The sequence below is a fragment of the Pseudomonas sp. WC1 genome (assembly GCF_050586565.1).
Taxonomy (GTDB): domain Bacteria; phylum Pseudomonadota; class Gammaproteobacteria; order Pseudomonadales; family Pseudomonadaceae; genus Aquipseudomonas.
In genome coordinates this window covers 1-21,415 of record NZ_JBOBDQ010000044.1, presented here as the reverse complement: position 1 = coordinate 21,415, position 21,415 = coordinate 1, and the positions used below count along the sequence as shown (strand labels likewise).

Sequence of the window (21,415 nt, the reverse complement as noted above, 5' to 3'; positions counted from 1 at the left end):
ACGCTGTGGCGACACCCACCACGCAGGGCACGGAGGCTAACCATGAGCAGCACCAACAGCGTTGTCCATCATCCATTCGGGGTGGATCCATGCGATCAGCAGAACCACCCGATTTTCAATGCCACCACGCAGAAGCGCAATGCCGTGGACCCGCGCACGGGGTTGTTCGAAGCCTACGTGCCCTTGCCCTCGATTGTGGGCGGCGACGGTGAAGGGCCTGTGGTGGACATGAGCCTGTTCTATTCACCCTTGGTCAACAACCATGCCGGACTGGGGGATGGCTGGTCGTTTGCCTTTACCTGTTATCGGGAAGAACAGCAGCAATTGACGCTGCATTCGGGGGAGGTGCTGAGGGTTGAGAAAGACAAGGACCTTGAGGAACATGGTGTAACGGTGATCTGGTACAACGATGATACGCTTGTCGGAGTGAGGTACCCAGGTGGTCGGCGCGAGTGGCTAGAGCAAGTGGGAAGCAGCAAGGTATGGATGCCCACGAGCATAGGCTCTCACACTGGCAATGTAAATCTGACGTGGCAGCAACAAACTCTTGAACCGTCGGTAAAGAAAAAATATGCCGCATTGCTTCGAGGTGTGGAAAAGACGGCACTTGAAGCCAGTTACATTCGCCTTGCGCAGATCTCGGCCGATAGCCGTACGTTGGTCAAGCTTACCTATACCGATACCAAGGTCACGCTGGCGTATTGGCCGGATGAGGCCAGCGAGCATGTGAGCTTCACACTGAGCCTGGCGGACTATGCCTTGACCCGGGTCGACGCCCCCGATGGCCGAGCGTGTGAGTTCAAATATCAAGACCACGCCCAGTGTGGTCGCCTGCTCAACGAACTCACGACTTTTGAAGAGGTGAAGGAGGAGGTGGCCTACAAGGACAACGGGCTGACGTTCAAAGATAACGCCAAACTGTCGGCGTTGCCCTGTGTCAGCCAGCACACCCTCACGCCCCGGGGTGGAACGAGCCAACCGGTTGTGACGAGCTATGCTTATCAGCGGGACAACGGCAGTGATGGCCAGTACTCAACCACTACCACCCAGGGAGGCGGGGCGTGCAAGACAGTGTATCGCTACGATAAAGCCCATGAGCGAGTAAAGGAGACGACCAGTGAGGGCGCATGTGAGATAACGAAGGAGTATTCAAATCAGGCAGGCCCCAATAGTTTTAAGGCAGTAACCAAGGTTTCGTATTCGACTACGAGTGGAGGGTGTCGAATAATCAACGATGAAAGCCATTTTGATTCGGGCCGCCTAGAAGGGAAGATTGCCCCAGGTGCTTCGCACTTTTTTAAAGTGGAAAATGATTTTTCAGACCTTCAAGTTTTTTTTAGCATGACGGGGCTCGAGCTCGAGAGCTCCGATTTAGAAGTCGAAAAATTTTATGATAAAGATCATGATTATGCGTTTGATGATGCGTTTTATGATGCGCTTGATGATGGGGGGATTAAGGTTGAGTTCATGGGTGTCACCCCGGGGCCTGAAAACCTTGCGTGGAGAAAGTTAAATTTTAAGCTTAAAAGGCGATATAAATATCGAGCTTGTCAAACTTGGTCGTCAACCGTTGTGGTAATGAGCTTTTCTGATGAGCAAGTGGCGAAAGTGCGCGAGCTCAGAAGGTACGATAATCAAGATAGGCTCGAGCAAATATCTCATCAATATAAAGATGCTGATGGTCGGTGGGCCCCTATCAGCAGCAAAGATTTTAAAGTTCGGGTAGACAAGCTTGAGCGGCGTGCCGAAACGAGTAACGAGGGGAGTGAAACAACCAGCATTCTCAGTGGCCGCCTGATCACGCAGACGGATGTGCACGACAACCAGACCACCTATACCTATGACGAACATGGCCGCCTGAAAACCCTTACCCGCTGCGCCCAAAGTGACACCTACCAGCAAGTGACCACCTATAGCTACCCCAGTGCCGGACGTTTGGAGATCATCGAGCCGGATGGCACGCAACGGGCTACCGAAGACGATGGCCTTGGCAACCTTATCGCTGAGTACGTGCGCACGGACGCCAACAAGCCCTGGCGCCAGACGCTGAAAGTCGACTATGACAACCGTGGCCGCAAGAGCAAGACCACCCGCTACGACTACCTGGCTGACGGCACCCAGGTCAGCGAGTGGTGCGAGCTGAAGTACGACGATTGGAACCAGGAGTGCCAGCAGACCTACAGCACCGGCCAGCACGTGTTCAACCAGTATGACCCGGTGGCGCATACCCGCACCGAGTGGAGCGGCAGGGCGACGGACAAGCAGCGCAAGGTCACCACCTACAATGATGACGACACCGTGGCCAACATCGTCTGGACAGATGCCCAGGGCGAAGAGTGCCAGCGAGAGACGCTGACCTACACCCATGCCGCGCAGGTACACACCCGTACGATCGAAGGCGCAGGCAGTTGGCGGTGCACTACCTATACCTATGATGCTGCGGGGCGCCTGCTCAAGCAGGCCCATGATGAGCGTGCCAGCGCCGATGCCAAAGAAAAAACCACCTATGCCTACACCTATGAGTATCCCGCCAACTGGCTGATGACCGAGCCCACCAAGATCAGCCTGGATGGCCAGGTGCTGGGCGAGCGCGCGTTCGATGAGGAAGGCCGGGTGACCCGCCTGACTCGTGGCAATATCAGCGAAACCTACGAGTACGCAGACGAGAGCAACGTGCCGGAGTCACGCACGGGGGCGGACGGTGTCACGCTGGCGTTCGAGTATTTCCCCGAGCTGGGCAACGAGGTCAAGAGCGTTAGCGGCAAAAGCGCCGATGACAAGCAGCTGGGCAAACAGACGTTCACCTATGCCCATGGCAGTAGCAGCCAAGCCACGGCGAGCGAGGGCGGGCAGGTAATCACCTTCGATCATCAACGCAATCAATGGACCAAGCAGCAGGCCAAGCTGAGCGCCAAGGCCAGTACCACCGTGAGCCGCAGCGTTTCCGAAGGGGGGCGTCTGCTGTCTGAAACCGACGCGGCCGGTAACAAGAGCGTGTTCAGCTACAACGGCAAAGGGCAGCGCGACAAGGTGGTCGTCAATGGCGACACCACGACGCTGCACACGACGCAGCACACCTATGACGAGCGTGGTCGCCTGGAAAACGACACGATCACCCTGGGTGGCGACAAGGTCACGGTGACCTATGCCTACGACACCGGTGGCCAGGAAACACAGCGCAGGTTCACCCTGGACAAGGCCTTCGATCTGAGCATCAAGCGCGAGTACAGTGGCGAAGGGCGGCTGGAGTTTATCGAACTGTACGACGAGCAGGCCAAGAAAACGCTGGGCTCGCACGCCTACAGCTATACCGTCGGCGGCGCCGTGGAAACCTGCAGTTCGACCGGTGTCTGGCAGCCGAAGACGCCCAAGGGCACGGCGATCAGCATGCAGGCGTTCACCTATGACAATCTGGGCAACGTGAAAACCTGCATCAGCACCTTTGACAAGCAGAGCTGTACTTCCACCTATACCTACGACAGCGCCAAGGGCTATCGGCTGCAGAAGGTCGAGCATAGCCATGCCGACTACAAGCCCGCCGTGACGATCGTGTACGACGCGGCCGGCCGCGTGATCAAGGACGCAGCCGGCAAGACCTACGCCTACGACTGGCTGGGGCGGCTGGTGCAGTCCGGCTCGCGGCACTACACCTACGACCCGCTGAACCGCTTGGCCAGCAGTACCGACAAAGAGGGCGCCACGCCGCACCAGTTGATCCACGAAGGCTACCGTGTGCGCGGCGAATACCCGGTGGGCGAGCACAAGGACCAGCGTATCGTGCTGCCGGGCAGCAGTGCTTGCCAGGTACAGAAGAACAAGGCCGGCACCAGCGAGCGCACCCTGTTCAACCTGTGCGATGACGATGGCAGCGTGTTGCTCAGTTTCGATGTGGTGTCGCGCAAGCCGGTACACCACGCTTACAGCGCCTATGGCGCGCACAGCTCGGACGAGCAGGGTGCCTTGCACGGCTACAACGGTGAGTACCGCGAGGCCGAGGGCGACCAGTATCCTTTGGGCAGTGGCTATCGTTGGTACGCGCCGCAGCTCATGCAGTTCCAGGCCCAGGATGGTGCCAGCCCATTCGGCCAGGGCGGGCCGAACGCCTATGGCTACTGCGACGGCGACCCGGTGAATCACAGCGACCCGAGCGGGCAATGGAAACGGCGACGCCAGTACTGGGACTATACGGACTGCGAACCGGCACCGATGAGCTTGGGCAAGCACGGTGCGCTGATCTCCGCGATCATTTTCGGTGGGATCACGGTGCTCTCGGCGGTGATGACCGGTGGTGTGTCACTAATGGTGACCGCGGCGCTGGTGACGCTTGCGGTGGTATCGGCGGCTACGGCGATTGCCGGGGCGATCGTGGCCGAAAGCGACCCAGAGGCGTCACGGATCCTGGGCTGGGTGTCGTTCGCCACGGGCATCGCAGGTGGGCTGGCACAAATGGGCAGGAAAATCACCGTGCTCATGGTGCAATTGGGGCGTTCGGGCAGGCAGGCTGCCCGGCACCTGATACAGAAAGGTGCCGGTGCCTTGCGCAGCCTCCGGCAAGGGCCTGGTCGGCTGCCGAAAACTGTGGTCAAACCGGTGCCTGGCGCGTTACGCAACATTGTCAAAGAGTCCTTGGGTGAATTGCGCATCGGGGAGTTGGACCGCTTTCGGCCGAACATGAGGAACGATTACACGGGGGCTTTGCGGGCCATTGTCAAGGAAGACACTCCATTGCGGCTGGCCTTCAAGGCGCTGGGCGCTGGTGACGTCAAAACGGTCGTGAGTGGCGTAAGCGGCGTGCTGATTCTTACCGACGCGTATGAGGATGACGTGATGAAAACGGTCAATTTGTGGAAGAATACTTGGTCCGCCATGACTTTTTTCTACAAAAATACATGACCTTGCCGCCCCCAAGGCGTTGCTGGGGGAGGGGCCCCGCGATAGCGTTCCATCAAGCGTCAGCCTTTGCTTGATCGAATGCCATCGCGGGCAAGCCCGCACCTGCAGATACGTTCAGCGCCCCAACGGCAGGGCCACGCCGATCAGCGCAAACAGGCCGCCACAGGCACGGTTGAACCCCCGGCCACCCTTGGCCAGCCATGGCCGGATGCGAAATGCCAGGCGCGCCAGCAGGTACTCCACCAGGCACTCGACACTGGCGAAGGTCGCCGCCATCACCACGAACTGCAGCAGCAGGCCGCGCTGCGGGTCGATGAATTGCGGCAGGAACGCGCCATAGAACAACAGCACCTTGGGGTTGGCCAGCGCCGACAGGCAGCCCTGGCGGAACAGCCCGGCATTGCTCAGCGCGGTACTGCCGCGGGGCAACTCGAGATGCAGCGCCGGGGTGCGCCACAGCTGGATCCCCAGCCAGACCAGATAGGCCCCGCCCACCCACTTGAGCACCGTCAGCACCGAGGCCGAGGCCTGCAGCAGGGCACTCAGGCCGAACATGGTCAGGGCGATCAGGGCGCTGAAACCGAACACCCCGCCGCAGATGGTGAACAGCGTGCGCCGGGCGCCGTACAGCGCGCCATGGGTCAGGGCCAGCAGGCTGTTGGGGCCTGGAGTAAGGGACAGGCCAATGCTGGCGAGCAGGTAGATGAGCCAGGTGTCGAGTGCCATGGGTGTGCCTTGTCGGTGGTGAGGGCGCCAGTGTAGGGCAGGGTGGTAGCAATGCAGGGTAGTATTCGGACAACTGATGGTCATATCCGGACATTGCCATGACACCCGACCTGCGTCTGCTGATCCTGCCGCTGCCGGAATTCGCCTTGCTGCCCTTCGGCGCCTTCCTCGACAAGCTGCGCTTTTCCGCCGACGACGAGGACTACAGCCGCCAGCGCTACTGCCGCTGGACCGTGATCGGCCTGGACCTGGCGCCTGTGCCGTCCAGCAGTGGGGCCATGGTGCAGGTGGAGGCGACGTCCGCGCAGGTCGACTGGAGCGCCTACGATCATCTGGTGCTGTTCGGCGGGCGCAATGCCAGCGCCACGGCGGCATTGGCGCCACGCTACCGGGCCTTGCTGAAACAGGCGGCCAAGGCGGGGGTGAGGCTGGTCTGCGTCGACAACGCGGCCTTCCTGCTGGCGGCCTGTGGCCTGCTGGACGGTCATCAGGTGGTGGTGCACTGGCGTCATGAGGCCGAGTTCCGCGTGGCGTTTCCCCGTGTGCGGCTGCTGACCGGGCAGTTGTATTGCTTCGACGGCAGCCGTATCACCTGCGCCGGCGGCACGGCGGCCATCGACCTGGCGGTGGAGCTGATCGCCCGCGCCAGCGGCCGCGCCCGAGCGCTCAAGGGCCTGGCCGACATGCTGGTGGATGAAAGCCGCGACAGCCGCCACGCCTTGCGCTCGCTGGAGGCCGGCGCCGGGGAGGGGCGCCAGGTGCAACGGGCCACGGCGCTGATGCGCCATCACCTGGCGGCGCGGCTGCCGGTGGAGGCGCTGGCGGCGGAGCTGGGAATCAGCCGGCGCCAGCTCGACCGCCAGTTCCAGGCCTGCCATGGCATGAGCGCCAAGGCCTGGTGGCAGGAGCTGCGCCTGCAGCAGGCGCGCTGGCGGTTGCTCAACTCCAGCCACAGCCTGGCGCAGATCGCCGATGAAGTGGGCATGGGCGATGCCAGTTACCTGGGCAAGTGGGTGCGGCGGCGCTTCGGTTGTACGGCGCTGGCGCTGCGCAGATCGTGAGATCGCGGGGCCGCGCAGACCTCAAGCCTTGCGCGGTCCCTGTGGGAGCTGGCTTGCCAGCGATGGGCCGCAGCGCGGCCCCAATACACGTAAGTTGTTCCTGCAGGGCAGTAGCCCGCCTGGCGCGCGTTACTGCGGCGTACCGAACAACCCCGTCCAGTAGATCCCAGCGTCGCTCTTCGGGTCCACCGCATACGCCGCCCCCAGTTCGCGGAAGTCCGCGTTCATCAGCGTGGCGCAGTGCCCAGGGCTGGCCAGCCAGCCGTCGACCACCTTGCGCGCGGTATCGCGCCCTGCGGCGATGTTCTCGCCGATCTGCCGATACAGGTAGCCGGCCAGTTCCGCGCGGTCGCCCGGCGTGCGGCCATCGCGGTCGATATGGTCGAAGAAGTTCTGGTTGGCCATGGCCCGGGTGTGGTTGGCGGCGACGCCGGCCAGGGTCGCGCTCCAGGCCAGCGCCGGGGCGGCGGGGTAGGGCTGGCCGCCGCACTGGCGCGGCAGGTTGCGTGCGGCGTTGATTTCCTGCAACAGCTTCTGCCCTTCGGCCTGCCAGTCGCCCAGGCGCCCGCTGAGCAGCGGGCGGGCCAGGACGATGCGCCAGTCGCGACCCTCCTGGCTGACCCCGATATCGACGAACTGCGGGTCGAGCACCACCTGGCAGAAGCTCTCCTCGATGGCTTTCATCGCCGCCTTGGCATCCCGTGGGCCGGACAGGCTGATGGCCTGCACGTTGACCATCGGGTAGGCGGCGCGGGTCATGGCCTGCTGCAGGTCGCGGGTGCCCTCCGGCGACAGCGCCAGGCGGGTGTCGCTGTTGAGCGGCGGCAGCTCCAGCGAAGCCTCGCCGCCGCAGCGCTGGGCCTGGCTGCGGTAGACGTTGATCGTATCGATCAGTTGCGCTTCTTCGCCGGCATACGCCTGGCTGCCGGGGGCGGCAAGCAGGCCCAGCGTCAGGCCGAGGCAGGCAACGGATGGGACGCGCATGTGGATCTCCCTGTAACTGGCAGCGTCTGGATCTGCGCTGCCCATCCTACACAAGCGCAAGGCTTTTGGCCCGGCCCTGTGCGGTATGAAAACCAAGCCTTGCAATCGATTGCAGTCGGCAAAAGAGGGGGTAGACCGCTGGTCGGCAAAAAAGTGCGGTTGTTTGGTAATAATTCGCACTATCGGCTAGAAACACTACTCAGTCACTTCAAGTTTCTCATCCGCCAGGACGGCCCTGACCCTTCCCGGGAGCCCTCCATGACACGTGCCTGCCCGTATCAATCGACCCTCCTTGCGCTGTGCTGTTCCGTTGCCGTCAGCGCCCATGGCGCAGAGGGCGCCATCGAGCTGGATGCCACCGCCGTCAACGCCGAGGCGCTCAAGGCGCCTGCCGGCGAACGGCCCCAACCCTATGCTGGCGGCCAGGTGGCCCGTGGCGGACAGATGGGCGTGCTGGGCAACCAGGACATGATGGACGTGCCGTTCACCATGACCAGCTACACCGCGCAGCTGATCGAGGAGCAGCAGGCCGAGGACATCGGCGACGTGCTGCTCAACGACCCCTCGGTGCGCCAGTCGTTCGGTTTTGGCAACCAGTCCCAGGTCTTCGTCATCCGTGGCCTGCCGCTCAATGGCGACGACGTGGCGTTCAACGGCCTGTACGGCGTGTTGCCGCGGCAGATGATTTCCACCGATGCGGTGGAGCGGGTCGAGGTGTTCAAGGGGCCCAATGCCTTTCTCAACGGCGCCAGCCCGACCGGCACCGGCCTGGGCGGCAACGTCAACCTGCAACCCAAGCGCGCCGGCGACACGCCGACCCGCCGCTATACACAGGACATCAGCAGTGACGGGCGCATCGGCGAGCACCTGGACATTGGCCAGCGCTTCGGCGCGGACAATCGCTTCGGCGTGCGCCTGAACCTCTCGCAGCGCGAGGGCGAGACGGCGGTCGACGACCAGGACCAGCGCAGCAAGCTATTCGTCGCCGGGCTCGACTACCGTGGCGACAACTTCCGGGTGTCGGGCGATTTCGGCTACCAGAAGCAGCGGGTCAACCATATGCGCAACTCAGTGCGCCTGGGCGCCGGCCTGACCGATATCCCCCATGCGCCGGACGCCGATCACAACTACGGCCAGGACTGGGCCTGGACCGAGACCGAGGACACCTTCGGCATGCTCCGCGGCGACTACGACTTCAACGACAACTGGAGCGGCTACCTGGCGGGGGGCGTCAAGCACACCCACGAGAACGGCTTCTACGGCACGCCGATCCTCACCGACGCGGCCAGCGGCGACGCCACCATCGGCGGCTCGAAGATCCCCCACAACGAGGACAACACCACCTTCATGGGCGGCATCAATGGCCGCTTCCAGACAGGGCCGCTCAGCCATCAGCTGAACATCGGCGCGGCGAGCATCTGGACCCAGCAGGAGAACGCCTTCGTCTTCTACAACTCGCAGGCCACCAATATCTACCGCACCGACCCGTTGCCAAAACCGACCACGCCGACCTTCGTCGGCGGCAAGCTGGACGACCCCGGCGTGACCGGCAAGACCCGCAACCGCAGCATCGCGCTGTCCGACACCGTGGGCCTGTTCGATGACACCCTGCTGCTCACCGTGGGCGTGCGGCGCCAGCAACTGCGGGTGGAGGGCTACGCCTACGACGGGCCGGGTCCGGACCTGGGACGCAACGCCTTCTATGACGAGGCGGTCACCACGCCGGTGTACGGCATCGTCTACAAGCTCAACCCATCGGTCTCGCTGTATGCCAACCGTATCGAGGGCCTGGCCCAGGGCACCACGGCATCAGGGCAGGTGATCAATGTCGGCGAGGTGTTCCCGCCGGCCAAGACCAAGCAGGTGGAGGCGGGGGTCAAGCTCGATTACCAGACCTTCGGCGCCAACCTGGCGGTGTTCCGCATCGAGCGGCCCACCGATGGCTTCGTTGACGGCAATGTGTTCGTCCAGGATGGCGAGCAGGTCAACAAGGGGCTTGAGCTCAGTGTGTTCGGCGAGCCGCTGCCGGGGCTGCGGTTGATGGCCGGTGGCACGCGCATGGACACCGAGCTGAAGAACACCCAGGGCGGCACGGCCGATGGCAACCACGCGGTAGGCGTGCCGACCTTCCAGCTCAATGCCAGTGTCGATTGGGATGTGCCGGGGCTGGAGGGCGTGGCGCTCAATGCGCGCATGCTGCGCACCGGCGGGCAGTACGCCAACCCGGCCAACACCCTGAGCCTGCCGAGCTGGAACCGTTTCGACGTTGGCGCGCGCTATCGCTTCAAGGTGCAGGAAAAGGCGGTGACCCTGCGGGTCAACGTGGAGAACCTGACGGACAAGAACTACTGGGCGTCGGCCAATGGGGGGTATTTGACCCAAGGCGACCCGAGGCTGGTGAAGTTCTCGGGGAGCATTGATTTCTGAGGTCTAGACGGTACGTGTGTCGGCTGTGCGGGCCGCATCGCCGGCAAGCCGGCTCCCACACCGACCGCACCGCCCTCAAGCCAGGCGCCATGCCTGTGGGAGCCGGCTTGCCGGCGATGCGGCGCGTCAGCGGCGCCGTTCCCGCCTGCGAACGTGCTGCCTTACCAGAGCGCTACTGCCGCCGCGCCGATCACCCGGCCAAACACCGCCAGCGCCGTGTCCACGTCCGCTTCGCTGGTGTAGCGCCCGATGCTCAGGCGCACGCTGTTGCGCGCCTGGCGCTCGTCGAGGCCGAGGGCCAGCAGCACGTGGGACGCCGCATTGCTCGCCGAGTTGCACGCCGAAGTGCTCGACAGCGCCAGCTCGCCCGCCAGGGCCAGGCTGTTGAAGCCCTTGGCGTCGATGCACAGGTTGAGGGTGTGGGGAATGCGCTGCACCGCACAGCCGTTGAGCGTGACCCCGGGCATTGCCAGTAGGCCGTCGCGCAAGTGCCGGGCGAGTTGCTCCAGGCGCTGGTACTCTGCCGCGCCGGGCTGGCCGGCCAGGGCGAAGGCGCTGCCCATGCCGACGATCTGGTGGGTGGCCAGGGTGCCGGAGCGCAGGCCGCGCTCATGGCCACCGCCGTGCATCTGCGCACGCATCGCCGGGCGGGCGCGAGGGCCGACGTAGAGGGCACCGATGCCCTTGGGACCATAGACTTTGTGTGCCGAGAACGACATCAGGTCGACCGCCTGCTGCGCCAGGTCGATCCGAACCTTGCCCACTGCCTGCGCCGCGTCCACGTGCAAAAGCGCACCGTGCTCGCGGACGATTGCCCCGATAGCGGCAAAGTCGGTCACCGTGCCCAGTTCGTTGTTCACCGCCATCAGCGATACCAGGCGGGTGTCCGGGCGCAGCGCGGCCTGGACCGCTTGGGGCTGGATCAACCCTCGGGCATCCGGGGCCAGGCGGGTCACCGCCCAGCCCAGGCGCTCCAGTTCGGCAGCGGTGTCTAGGATGGCCTTGTGCTCAAGCTGGCTGGTGATCACATGCCCCGGCTGCGCGAAGCCCTGGGCGATGCCCTTGAGCGCGAGGTTGTTCGATTCGGTGGCGCCGGAGGTCCAGACCAGCTCGTCGGGCTGCGCGCCGACCTGCACGGCCACCTGATAGCGGGAATGTTCGACGGCTTCGCGGGCCGCCTGGCCGTGGGAATGGCCGCTGGAGGCGGGGTTGCCGAAGTTCGACTCACGGCCCAGGCAGGTGAGCATGGCGGCGATGACTTGGTCATCGACCGGCGTGGTGGCGGCGTAATCGAAGTAGAGCGGGGTGCTGGGCATGATCAAGGGCGGGTCCGTGCGTGGACGCCGCCTGTCGGCATCCATGGACTCATGCTAGGGAAATGGTGATATGAATGTTTTCCAATTTTTCCAGCTTGTGGGGCTTTCAGGAAAAACTTCTACTCGCTATTTGCTTGGATGTAGAAATATTTTCTTGGCGTATCAAAGCCACTGCCATGGCGCCTGTTTGGTAACCATCACCAGCACGATCAGGAACATCCCGGCAAACCCCACCACCCCCATCCACAGCCATGGGCGATACAGCCGCTGGTAGGCCTGGCCCAGGGCCGCGCCGCTGTCGACCGCCTGGACGGCAAGGGTGTGCAGGCGTTTTTGCAACAGCAACACCGGCAGCCACAAGGCGCCGACCGCGAAGAAGATCAGCAGCGCGGCGCGTAGCCAGTCGGCGGACCACGGCATGCCGCCCATGCTGACCATGGCGTAGCCGGTCAGCAGTTGCAGTACGCCCGCCGGCGTGGTGATCCAGGCGTCGAAGCGCACCACCATCCGCGCCACAGCGGCGATCACCCGCGGATCGCCGCTGCGATTGGCGGAAATCAGGTACAGGTACGAGCCCATGCCGAAGCCGAAGAGAAATACCGCGGCGATGATGTGCAGGTACTTGAGCAGCAGGTAGCTCATCTCAGGCGCGCCTGCGCTGCAAGCCGACGTTGTAGCGCACCTTGTCCGGCTCGCCGATGGCCGCCAGGTACTGTTCGACGCTGATCTCGCCGACGCAGGGGCGGGCGCCCGGTTCAGGCTGGTAGCCTGCGACGACCCTGGCCATCAGCGCCACCGCCGCGCAGCTGGGAATCTCCGGGCCCTTGTCGTCGCTGGCGCTGACCTGGGCCTGCAGGCGCAGTGGCTGCCCTTGCGGGTCCAGCCCGCGGACATCCAGGTACATCGCGCTCTTGCCATCGCCCCAGCGTTCGAAGCGGCTGCCCAGCCGATGCAGGCGTCGCGCCCAAGGCAGCGGGTCACGCACCAGGCCCAGCTTGACCAGCCGCGCCAGTGTCGCGTTGGCCAGGCCGCCGAGCATCAGCCCGGAGCCGGCCTTGAATGCCAGGTCACGGGCGCCATAGCGTTCGGCGAAGATGTCCATGTCCGGCACGTCGACGTTGTGCAGCAGGCGCCAGCCCAGGCCCGGCAGATGGCGCAGCTGCAGGCCGAGCCAACCGTCGACGCTGCACGGGCGGCCGTCGCGCCACTGGCGGATCGGCCGGCCGGCATAGGCCAGCACGCCTTCGATGGTGGACAAGCCGGGCATCTTCGCCGACGACGAAATGCCGTGCTCGATGCGGTCGATGCGGCCGAAGTGATGGCGCTGCTCGTCGAGAATCGCCGACGACAGGCTCGGCACCGAACTGCAGCCACTGAGCAGGGTGACCTGGGCCTCGCGGGCACGTTCGTTCAGTTGGGCGATACCATTGACGAACAGCCGGCAGTCGGACAGGTCGCAGTAGTGCGCGCCGGCTTCAATGCAGGCCTCGGCCACGCGGTAGGGCTGGCCCTGGAAGGGGCCGCCGGTGTGGATCACCCAGTCGATGCGCAGCGCGCGCAGGGCATCGGCGAAGCCGGGGGCCATCGCATCGCCGCACCAGCTTTCGCTGCCGTTCAACCGTGCGGCCAGTTGCGAGAGGCTGTCGGCATTGCGGCCGGCGATCACCAGTTGCACGGCGGGCATCTGGTTCAGGTGGCGGCAGATGATACGGCCGAAGTTGCCGTAGGCGCCGATCACCAGGATTCGGGGAGACATGCTGGGGTCCTTGTGCATGTGTCGGTGGAACGCAGGGCCGCCCTGCGGCCCATCGCCGGCAAGCCGGCTCCCACAGGTGCTGTGCAGTCGTCACCCTGTGGGAGCCGGCTTGTCGTGGCGACGAACCGCGGCGATGGGCTGCAAAGCAGCCCCGGTGTGGTCAGGCGTCGTAGCCGAGGTTCGGCGCCAGCCAGCGCTCGCTCACGGCAATGTCCTGGCCCTTACGTGCGCTGTACTGCTCGATCTGGTCCTTGTCGACCTTGCCCACGGCGAAGTATTGCGCCTGCGGGTGGGCGAAGTACCAGCCGCTGACCGCCGCCGCCGGGAACATGGCGAAGTGCTCGGTGAGGAACACGCCGCTGGGGCCGGTCTCGCCGATCGCGGTGCCGTCGAGCAGGCGGAACAGGGTTTCCTTCTCGGTGTGGTCCGGACAGGCCGGGTAGCCAGGCGCCGGGCGGATGCCGCTGTACTGCTCCTTGATCAGCGCCTCGTTGTCCAGGTGCTCGTCCTTGGCATAGCCCCAGTGCTCCTTGCGCACCTGTTCGTGCAGCCACTCGGCGCAGGCCTCGGCCAGGCGGTCGGCCAGGGCCTTGACCATGATCGAGCTGTAGTCGTCGCCCTTGTCCTGATAGGCCTTGGCCACTTCCTCGGCGCCGATGCCGGCGGTGGTGATGAAACCGCCGACATAGTCGGTCACGCCGCTGGCCTTGGGCGCGACGAAGTCGGCCAGCGACCAGTTCGGCTTGCCGTCGGGCTTGATGGTCTGCTGGCGCAGGTGGTGCAGGGTGGCCAGGGTCTCGCCGGCGTCGCCGTACACCTCGATATCGTCATCGGCCACCTGGTTGGCCGGCCAGAAGCCGAACACCGCGCGGGCGCTGATCAGTTGCTCGTCGATCAGCTTGTCGAGCATCTCGCGAGCGTCCTTGTACAGCGCGGTGGCGGCCTCGCCGACCACTTCGTCGGTGAGGATGCGCGGGAACTTGCCGGCCAGGTCCCAGGAGATGAAGAACGGCGTCCAGTCGATGTACTCGGCCAGGGTGCGCAGGTCGATGTTCTCCAGCACCTTGACGCCGGTGAAGGCGGGCACTGCGGCCTGGTAGGCGGCCCAGTCGTACTGCGGCTTGGCGGCGATAGCCTGGGCGTAGCTCAGGCGCTCGGTGCGGGCGCTGCGGTTGGCGGTGCGCTCACGCACCTCGACGTATTCCTGGCGGGTCTTCTCGACGAAACCGCTCTTGAGTTCCTTGGACAGCAACTGGGTGGCCACGCCCACCGCGCGCGAGGCGTCGGTGACGTAGATCACCGCATCGTTGGAGTACTTGGGTTCGATCTTCACCGCCGTGTGCGCCTTGGAGGTGGTCGCGCCGCCGATCATCAGCGGCAGGTGGAAGTCCTGGCGCTGCATCTCGCGGGCGACATGGACCATCTCGTCCAGCGACGGGGTGATCAGCCCGGACAGGCCGATGATGTCGCACTTCTGCTCGCGGGCGGTCTGCAGGATCTTCTCCGCCGGGACCATCACGCCCATGTCGACGATGTCGTAGCCGTTGCAACCGAGCACCACGCCGACGATGTTCTTGCCGATGTCGTGCACGTCACCCTTGACCGTGGCCATGAGGATCTTGCCCTTGGCTTCGGGCTTGTCGCCTTTCTCGGCCTCGATGAACGGGATCAGGTGGGCCACGGCCTGCTTCATGACGCGGGCCGACTTGACCACCTGGGGCAGGAACATCTTGCCGGCGCCGAACAGGTCGCCAACCACGTTCATGCCGCTCATCAGCGGGCCTTCGATGACTTCGATGGGGCGCGCCGACTGCTGGCGGCACTCTTCGGTGTCTTCGACGATGTAGGCGGTGATGCCCTTGACCAGCGCATGCTCGAGGCGCTTGTCGACCGGCATCGAGCGCCATTCTTCGTTCTCGACTTCCTTGGTGGCGCCGCCGCCCTTGTAGTCATCGGCGATGGCCAGCAGGGCGTCGGTGCCGTGCGGGGTGCGGTTAAGCACCACGTCCTCGACCTTTTCGCGCAGGGCGGCGGGGATCTCGTCGTAGATCTCCAGCTGGCCGGCGTTGACGATACCCATGGTCAGGCCGTTCTTGATCGCGTGGTAGAGGAACACCGAGTGGATCGCCTCGCGCACCGGGTTGTTGCCGCGGAACGAGAACGACACGTTGGACACGCCGCCCGAGCTCAGGGCATACGGCAGGTGGTCGCGGATGTAGGCGCAGGCCTCGATGAAGTCGACGGCGTAGTTGTTGTGCTCCTCGATGCCGGTGGCGACGGCGAAGATGTTCGGGTCGAAGATGATGTCTTCCGGCGGGAAGCCGACTTCGTTGACCAGGATGTCATAGCTGCGCTGGCAGATCTCGCGCTTGCGCGCGGCGGTGTCGGCCTGGCCGACCTCGTCGAAGGCCATCACCACCACGGCGGCGCCGTAGCGTTTGCACAGGCGGGCGTGGTGCTTGAACTGCTCGACGCCTTCCTTCATCGAGATCGAGTTGACGATGCCCTTGCCCTGGATGCACTTCAGGCCCGCCTCGATCACCTCCCACTTGGAGGAGTCGATCATGATCGGCACCCGGGAGATGTCCGGCTCGCCGGCGATCAGGTTGAGGAAGCGGACCATGGCGGCCTGGGAGTCGAGCATCCCTTCGTCCATGTTGATGTCGATCACCTGGGCGCCGGCCTCGACCTGCTGCAGGGCGACTTCCAGTGCCTCGGTGTAGTTTTCCTCGCGGATCAGCCGGGCGAACTTGGCGGAGCCGGTGATGTTGGTGCGCTCGCCGACGTTGACGAACAGCGACTGGCGATCGATGGTGAACGGCTCGAGGCCCGACAGGCGGCAGGCTTTGGGGATGTCCGGGATCGCCCGTGGTTTGTACTTGGCCACGGCCTCGGCGATGGCCTGGATGTGCGGCGGGGTGGTGCCGCAGCAGCCGCCGATGATGTTGAGGAAGCCGCTGGCGGCGAACTCCTCGACCACCGCGGCCATCTCGGCCGGGGTCTCGTCGTACTCGCCGAAGGCGTTGGGCAGGCCGGCGTTGGGGTGGGCGGAGACGTGGGTGCCGGCCTTGGTCGACAGCTCTTCGAGGTACGGGCGCAGGTCCTTGGCGCCGAGGGCGCAGTTCAGGCCCACGGAAATCGGGTTGGCGTGGCGTACCGAGTTCCAGAACGCCTCGGTGGTCTGGCCCGACAGGGTGCGGCCGGAGGCGTCGGTGATGGTGCCGGAGATCATGATCGGCAGTTCGATGCCGTCGTCCTCGAACACCTGCTGCACGGCGAAGATCGCCGCCTTGGCGTTGAGGGTGTCGAAGATGGTCTCGATCAGGATCAGGTCGGCGCCGCCCTCGATCAGGCCACGGGTGGCCTCGATGTAGTTCTCCACCAGTTCGTCGAAGGTGACGTTGCGGTAGCCGGGATCGTTGACGTCGGGGGAGATCGAGCAGGTGCGGCTGGTCGGGCCGAGCACGCCGGCGACGAAGCGCGGCTTGTCCGGGGTCTCCAGGGTCTTGGCGTCGGCCACCTGGCGGGCGATGCGCGCGCCTTCGACGTTGAGCTCGTAGACCAGTGCCTCCATGCCGTAGTCGGCCTGGGAAATCTGCGTGGCGTTGAAGGTGTTGGTCTCGAGAATATCGGCGCCGGCGTCCAGGTAGGCTTTCTCGATCGCGGCGATCACATCGGGGCGGCTGAGCAGCAAAAGATCGTTGTTGCCTTTGACATCGCTTGGCCAATCGGCAAAGCGCGTGCCACGATAGTCGTGTTCCTCGAGGCGGTAACTCTGGATCATAGTACCCATGCCGCCGTCGAGGATCAGGATGCGCTCTTTGAGTGCGTTCTGGAGTGCTTGTAAACGAGCGCTGCGGTCGGACATAGGACTACCTGGTCGGGCAAATAACAGAAGGTGCCGAATAATAACAAAGCTGCACGGATTTTAGGCGTATCGCCCATTCGCATGAATTTCCCTCATGTTAGCGCGACGCCCCCAACACCTCAGGACCCGCCAGGCACATCGTGATGGCTTCAAGTAACCAGGACATTCGGCACATGCTGCATCGCATACTTGCCAGCGCCTTCGCCTTGCTCATCAGTGGCGCGGCGTTCGGGCAGGCCCCCCAATCGAGCCCTACGATTTCATACACCCGGGATATCCAACCGATCTTCACCGAGAAGTGCGTGGCCTGCCACGCCTGCAACGATGCTGCCTGCCAGCTCAACCTGGGCAGCGCCGAGGGCGCCGAGCGCGGCGCCTCGAAGGTGCCGGTCTACCAGGGCGAGCGCAGCCAGGCGGTACCCACCACGCGGCTGTTCTACGATGCCCGCGACGAAGCGGGCTGGCGCAAGCAGGGCTTCTACTCGGTGCTGGACAAGCAGGGCAGCCAGGCGGCGCTGATGGCGCGCATGCTCGAACTGGGCCACAAGACTCCGCTCACGCCCAACGCCAAGCTGCCCGAAGAGATCGTGCTGGGGCTTAACCGCAACAACATGTGCCCGTTGCCGCATGAATTCGACGCCTATGCCGGCGCCCATCCCAAGGAGGGCATGCCCCTGGCGGTCACCGGCCTGACCGACCAGGAGTACCAGACCCTGCAGCGCTGGCTGGCCGCTGGCGCGCCAGTGGAGAAGACGCCGATCCAGCCCAGCGCGGCAGAGGTGAAGCAGATCGCCGACTGGGAAGAATTGCTCAATCGTCCCGGCTCGACCGAGGCGCTGGTCGGCCGTTGGCTGTACGAGCACCTGTTCCTCGCGCACATCCATTTCGTCGGCGGCGAGCAGGGCCATTTCTTCCAGTGGGTGCGCTCGCGCACGCCGAGTGGCCAGCCGGTGGACCTGATCGCCACCCGCCGCCCCAACGACCCGCCGGGCACCGATTTCTACTATCGGTTGATCCCGGTGCAGGGCGTGATCGTGCACAAGACCCACATCACCTACCCGATGGGGCCGCAGAAGCTCAAGCGGGTCAAGCAGCTGTTCTACAGCGGCGACTGGCACGCCAGCGCACTGCCGGGCTATGGGCCGCGGCACCGGTCCAACCCGTTCGAGACCTTCGAGGCGATCCCGGCGGTGGCCCGCTACCAGTTCATGCTGGACAACGCCGAGTACTTCGTTCGTACCTTCATCCGTGGCCCGGTGTGCCGCGGGCAGATCGCCACCGACGTGATTCGCGACAATTTCTGGGCGCTGTTCCAGGAGCCGGCCCACGACCTGTACATCACCGACGCCCAGTACCGTGGCGAAGCCACGCCGCTGCTGGCCATGCCAGGGCAGATCGACGACGTGGGCAGCGTGCTGAGCCTGTGGCACGCCTACCGCGACAAGCGCAACGAGTACGAAGCCCTGCGTCGTGAAGCCTATGCCGAACAGCCGGCGCCAAGCTGGTCGACGCTGTGGGCGGGCAACGACAACGCGTTGCTGAGCATCTTCCGCCACTTCGACAGCGCCTCGGTGACCAAGGGCCTGATCGGTGACGTGCCGCTGACCATGTGGCTGTTCGACTACCCGCTGTTCGAGCGCACCTACTATCAGCTGGCGGTGAACTTCGACGTGTTCGGCAACGTCTCGCACCAGTTGCAGACGCGGTTGTACTTCGACCTGATCCGCAACGGCGCCGAGGTCAACTTCCTGCGCCTGATGCCGGCCGGCAAGCGCGGCGAGATCCTCGGCGACTGGTACCAGAACAGCGGCAAGGTGAAGATGTGGATGGACTACGAGGACATCGACACCAGCACTCCGAGCGCGCTGAAACTGGACAAGCACGATCCCAAGCGTGACTTCGGCCTCAAGCTGCTGCAACGCACGGGCAGCCTGAACGCCGCCCCGGACCCGATCAACCGCTGCCAGGGCGCCTATTGCTCGCGGCCCGGCCTGTCCGCGGAGTTCCGTGACGCCGAGCAGTCGCTGAGCCGCCTGGTGTCGCGCCCGGCGGCGGGGCTCAAGGTGATCGGCCAACTGCCCGAGGCGAGCATGCTGCGCATCGAAGGGCAGGGCGGCCAGCGCCAGGTCTACAGCCTGCTGCGCAACCGCGCGCACAGCAACGTGGCGTTCCTGCTTGGCGAGGCCTACCGCTACCAGCCGGGGCTGGACACCCTGACCCTGTATCCGGGCGTGCTTAGCAGCTACCCCAACTTCATCTTCAATATCCCGACGGCCGATGTGCCGGAGTTCGTCGAAGACATGGAGGCGGCGCGTGACGACACCGACAAGTTCGAACGCATCGTCATGCGCTGGGGCGTGCGCCGCAGCCATCCTGAGTTCTGGCACTACTTCCATGACCTGAACAGCTACATCAAGCAGACCCAGCCGGTGGAGGCAGGGGTGCTGGACATGAACCGCTACGAGAACCTCTGATCGGTTGGCCGGGACTTTCCCGGCATCCTGTGGTCGGAATCGGTAGGTAGGCCCTGGGCTGCTCTGCAGCCCATCGCCGGCAAGCCGGCTCCCACAGAAGTGCGCGAACCCTGTGGGAGCCGGCTTGCCGGCGAAACGAGCGCGAAGGGCTCGCCGGGCCTCAATGCACCGCCGATCACAGGATATTTCATGCTGTATTCGCTTCAGGCACTCCGGGCATTCGCCGCCTGGGTGGTGGTCTGCCACCACTTCATGCAGATCTTCTTCGACTTCCACGCCACGGGCCCCGTCGGCCAACTGCTCGCCGACCGCGGCGCGGCAGGGGTGGACATCTTCTTCGTCATCAGTGGCCTGGTGATCTACCTGTCAACCCGCGACAAGGCCATCGCCCCCGGGCAGTTCCTGCTCAACCGTGCCTTGCGCATCGTGCCCGCCTACTGGTTCTACAGCCTGCTGATGGCCGTGCTGATGCTGGTCGCCAGCCACTGGATGCCGCACCAGGTGTTCGAGTGGCAGCACCTGCTGCTGTCGCTGCTGTTCATTCCGGCGGAAAACCCCGGTGGCTACGGGTTGTATCCGACGCTCAATGTCGGCTGGACGCTGAACTTCGAGATGTTTTTCTACCTGCTGTTCGGCCTGGCCTTCCTGGTGCGCCAGCGTCATCACCTGTTGCTGGTGACGGCGGCATTGCTGCTGGTGAGCGAAGTGCTGGGGCGCCTGGGTGTGCTCAGCCGCTTCTACAACAACGACATCGTCTACGAGTTCCTGCTGGGCATCGGCCTGGGCGTGCTGTACCGCCGCGGTCTGATCCGCGAAGGCCTGTGGTTGCCGCTGGGCCTGCTCGGCCTTGCAGGGTTCGCGCTCTATCATCTCGACGCTTCGCAGCGCCTGTTGCACTGGGGCCTGCCGAGCGCCCTGGTGGTGCTGGCGTTCATTGCCCTGGAGCCGTACTTCAAGGGCAACCAGGTGCTCAAGGCGCTCGGCGACTGTTCCTACTCGGTGTACCTGGTGCACGTGCTGGTGCTGTACGGCGGCCTGTTCATCAGCGAGTGGTTGCGCCTGAACCCTTACCTGGTGTTCGCCTTGTGCGTGCCGTCAATCGGACTAATGTCGTGGCTCAGCTACCAATGGCTGGAACGTGGCCTGTATTGGCGGCTCAAGGGCTGGTTGGCCGCCAGTGCGGCGCGGGAACCGGCGTTGGCGCTATCCCGAGTCAAATGCTAGGACTTTGTTACCCGGCCGGGTTGGCGTACACTGCCGGCAAGTCTGTGAGGAACTTCCATGAGCGCTATAACCATTACCGACGCCGCCCATGATTACCTGGCCGATCTGCTCTCCAAGCAGAACACGCCTGGCATCGGCATCCGTATTTTCATCACCCAGCCGGGCACTACCTACGCCGAGACCTGCATTGCCTACTGCAAGCCGGGCGAGGAGAAGCCCGACGACCAGCCGGTGGGCCTGAAGAGCTTCACCGCCTACCTCGATGCGGTCAGCGTGCCGTTCCTGGAGGACGCGCTGGTCGACTACGCCACCGACCGCATGGGCGGCCAGCTGACCATCAAGGCGCCGAACGCCAAGGTGCCGATGGTCAACGAGGACAGCCCGATCAACGAGCGCATCAACTACTACCTGCAGACCGAGATCAACCCGGGTCTGGCCAGCCACGGCGGCGCCGTGAGCCTGGTGGACGTGGTCGACGACGGCATTGCCGTGCTGCAGTTCGGCGGTGGTTGCCAGGGTTGCGGCCAGGCCGACGTGACGCTGAAGGAAGGCATCGAGCGCACCCTGCTCGAGCGTATTCCCGAGCTCAAGGGCGTGCGCGACGTGACTGACCACAGCCAGAAGGAAAACGCGTACTACTGATCGCCAGTGGTGACGCCATCGCGGGGCAAGCCCGCTCCCCCGCC

12 protein-coding genes are annotated in these 21,415 nt (G+C 64.4%); 6 read left to right on the top strand and 6 right to left on the bottom strand.

What is annotated here, in order from left to right; all coding sequences use genetic code 11:
* Positions 1-42 precede the first annotated feature (42 nt).
* Complete coding sequence (locus ACQ4OD_RS18830; protein ID WP_430944740.1) at positions 43-4,893, top strand: RHS repeat domain-containing protein; 4,851 nt, start codon at positions 43-45, stop codon at positions 4,891-4,893.
* A gap of 114 nt (positions 4,894-5,007) precedes the next feature.
* Here the strand turns inward: ACQ4OD_RS18830 and ACQ4OD_RS18825 are convergent, their stop codons facing one another.
* Positions 5,008-5,619, bottom strand: coding sequence for a LysE family translocator (locus ACQ4OD_RS18825; protein ID WP_046855873.1), 612 nt, complete (start codon positions 5,617-5,619; stop codon positions 5,008-5,010).
* Positions 5,620-5,717: 98 nt separating this feature from the next.
* On the opposite strand from ACQ4OD_RS18825, the gene ACQ4OD_RS18820 reads away from it, so the two are divergent.
* Positions 5,718-6,680 carry a GlxA family transcriptional regulator gene (locus ACQ4OD_RS18820; RefSeq protein WP_198754473.1) on the top strand — a complete coding sequence of 321 codons (963 nt, stop codon included), beginning with the start codon at positions 5,718-5,720 and terminating at the stop codon, positions 6,678-6,680.
* A 129-nt stretch (positions 6,681-6,809) separates the two neighbouring features.
* Here the strand turns inward: ACQ4OD_RS18820 and ACQ4OD_RS18815 are convergent, their stop codons facing one another.
* Complete coding sequence (locus ACQ4OD_RS18815; RefSeq protein WP_277503758.1) at positions 6,810-7,664, bottom strand: CAP domain-containing protein; 855 nt, start codon at positions 7,662-7,664, stop codon at positions 6,810-6,812.
* Positions 7,665-8,108: 444 nt separating this feature from the next.
* Between ACQ4OD_RS18815 and ACQ4OD_RS18810 the strand changes: the two genes are divergently transcribed.
* Positions 8,109-10,091, top strand: coding sequence for a TonB-dependent receptor (locus tag ACQ4OD_RS18810; RefSeq protein WP_430944754.1), 1,983 nt, complete (start codon positions 8,109-8,111; stop codon positions 10,089-10,091).
* 161 nt (positions 10,092-10,252) lie between these two features.
* Here ACQ4OD_RS18810 and ACQ4OD_RS18805 read toward each other — a convergent pair whose 3' ends face one another.
* From ACQ4OD_RS18805 to metH, 4 genes are all read right to left on the bottom strand, one after another.
* The gene (locus ACQ4OD_RS18805; RefSeq protein WP_430944739.1) at positions 10,253-11,407 is read right to left on the bottom strand and encodes a cysteine desulfurase family protein; all 1,155 of its coding nucleotides are present in this window, start codon (positions 11,405-11,407) and stop codon (positions 10,253-10,255) included.
* A gap of 162 nt (positions 11,408-11,569) precedes the next feature.
* Positions 11,570-12,049 carry a DUF2269 family protein gene (locus tag ACQ4OD_RS18800; protein WP_430944738.1) on the bottom strand — a complete coding sequence of 160 codons (480 nt, stop codon included), beginning with the start codon at positions 12,047-12,049 and terminating at the stop codon, positions 11,570-11,572.
* A 1-nt stretch (position 12,050) separates the two neighbouring features.
* Positions 12,051-13,163, bottom strand: a complete 1,113-nt coding sequence (locus ACQ4OD_RS18795) for a saccharopine dehydrogenase NADP-binding domain-containing protein (RefSeq protein WP_430944737.1) — start codon at positions 13,161-13,163, stop codon at positions 12,051-12,053.
* Between the two features lie 160 nt (positions 13,164-13,323).
* Entirely contained in the window at positions 13,324-17,031 is a 3,708-nt protein-coding gene (metH, locus tag ACQ4OD_RS18790) for a methionine synthase (RefSeq protein ID WP_111532389.1), read from the bottom strand.
* A gap of 173 nt (positions 17,032-17,204) precedes the next feature.
* On the opposite strand from metH, the gene ACQ4OD_RS18785 reads away from it, so the two are divergent.
* The 3 genes from ACQ4OD_RS18785 to nfuA all read left to right on the top strand — a co-directional run bounded on the left by ACQ4OD_RS18785 (position 17,205) and on the right by nfuA (position 21,371).
* Positions 17,205-19,505 carry a fatty acid cis/trans isomerase gene (locus tag ACQ4OD_RS18785; RefSeq protein WP_102684609.1) on the top strand — a complete coding sequence of 767 codons (2,301 nt, stop codon included), beginning with the start codon at positions 17,205-17,207 and terminating at the stop codon, positions 19,503-19,505.
* Positions 19,506-19,694: 189 nt separating this feature from the next.
* On the top strand, positions 19,695-20,729 hold the full coding sequence (locus ACQ4OD_RS18780) for an acyltransferase family protein (RefSeq protein WP_139670890.1): 1,035 nt from the start codon (positions 19,695-19,697) through the stop codon (positions 20,727-20,729).
* 57 nt (positions 20,730-20,786) lie between these two features.
* Positions 20,787-21,371: a Fe-S biogenesis protein NfuA gene (nfuA, locus tag ACQ4OD_RS18775; protein ID WP_023630602.1), complete on the top strand. Its 585-nt coding sequence runs from the start codon at positions 20,787-20,789 to the stop codon at positions 21,369-21,371.
* Positions 21,372-21,415 lie beyond the last annotated feature (44 nt).